This is a genomic window from Sulfurihydrogenibium subterraneum DSM 15120 (genome assembly GCF_000619805.1).
Lineage (GTDB): Bacteria > Aquificota > Aquificia > Aquificales > Hydrogenothermaceae > Sulfurihydrogenibium > Sulfurihydrogenibium subterraneum.
In genome coordinates this window covers 1-1,286 of the sequence record NZ_JHUV01000007.1, presented here as the reverse complement: position 1 = coordinate 1,286, position 1,286 = coordinate 1, and the positions used below count along the sequence as shown (strand labels likewise).

The 1,286-nt window shown below is 37.2% G+C and carries 1 protein-coding gene and 1 rRNA gene; one reads left to right on the top strand and one right to left on the bottom strand.

Features of this window, described 5'->3' with window-relative positions:
• Positions 1-82 precede the first annotated feature (82 nt).
• Positions 83-628, top strand: coding sequence for an adenine nucleotide alpha hydrolase family protein (locus tag Q385_RS08765; RefSeq protein WP_245596339.1), 546 nt, complete (start codon positions 83-85; stop codon positions 626-628).
• Between the two features lie 563 nt (positions 629-1,191).
• On the opposite strand, the gene rrf is transcribed toward Q385_RS08765, so the two are convergent.
• A 5S ribosomal RNA gene (gene rrf, locus Q385_RS09095) occupies positions 1,192-1,286 on the bottom strand; the annotation flags it as partial.

The following is a 1,286-nucleotide window of genomic DNA, read 5'->3' as shown; positions in this document are numbered from 1 at the left end:
GAATGTGTTTCTTGATATTTTGAAGTATCTGCATGTTTTTGAGATGTTTTTTTTTGGCAAGAGGTAGGTGCTCACTGTACATATGAACTTATACAATCAGCTTGACCAGAAGCTGAAAAACTACCTGCGCAGGAGAGGCATTACCACTCCTCTGGGGTTCAAAGAGGAAATCCTTGTGGGAGTTTACGCAAGTCCGTATGCCAGCCAGCTGGTGAGAGCTACATACAGAATTGCTTCTGAGCTTGGAGGAGTTGAATGGATAGCGCTTTTTGTAGAAACCGAGAAAAGCAAGGACTTTACGGAAGAAGAGAAAAAGTGGCTGGAAAGGGCTCTGGATTTGGCAAGAAGGCTCGGGGGCAGGGTGGAGCGCATAAAGGGCAAAGATGTGGCTCAGGAAATTATAAATTATGCCAAGAGAGAAGGTATAACAAAGATAGTTCTGGGAAAACCCAGAAGGGAAGGGGCACTCACGGGAAGCATTTACAAAAAACTCATCTTAGAGACGGAGGGGATAGACATATATCTTATATCATCAAAGGTCAAAATAGAATTACCAAAGACTACGGAAAAAAAATGCTTTAGCAAGTATCTTAACATTCTTAGGAGTTACTTTAAAAGGTTTGGATAAAGTTTTCGATCTTGACCTTTCAAAGAGTTCAAAAAGAGTAATCAGCTACACCTCTTGAACGGTAAAAAAGTCGGTAATTAAATGTTTACACAAATATAAGGAAATACTTAGCTTTGCTTAAAGGTTTGACATTATCAAGATGGCATCTCTTTTTTTTACCAAAGGATAGGAAAGACTTGATAATATCTGGTTACATTTTGGATGATCTTAGATAAGAAAGGATAAATTTCCTTTTTCCTTGGAAACTATAAGAATGTTAATAAAGAAAATAATTTCATTTGCCATTTTTCTCAAAAAAGATAAGAAAGTCTTAACTTACTCGGGAACTTTTTAAGACAGCATTGGATTAGCAGAAAAGAAAAAAGCTATTATCGGGTTCTATAGGAGCATAAAAATAAATATACAAATAGCTTACTGGTTTTTGATATTTGCCACATTGTGAGAAAAAAATGATCTTCTATAGTAAAGAATGCAGATAATTGTTGCAAGTAAAAATGTAATGAGTTCATAAAAAATAACGTATGAATTAAAAAATATGAGTAAGGTAGAAAGATAGATAATAACCCCGGCGTCGACCTACTTTCCCGATCGGTCTCCCGATCAGTATCATGGGCGCTGGTGGGCTTAACTGCCGGGTTCGGAATGGAAGCCGGGTGTT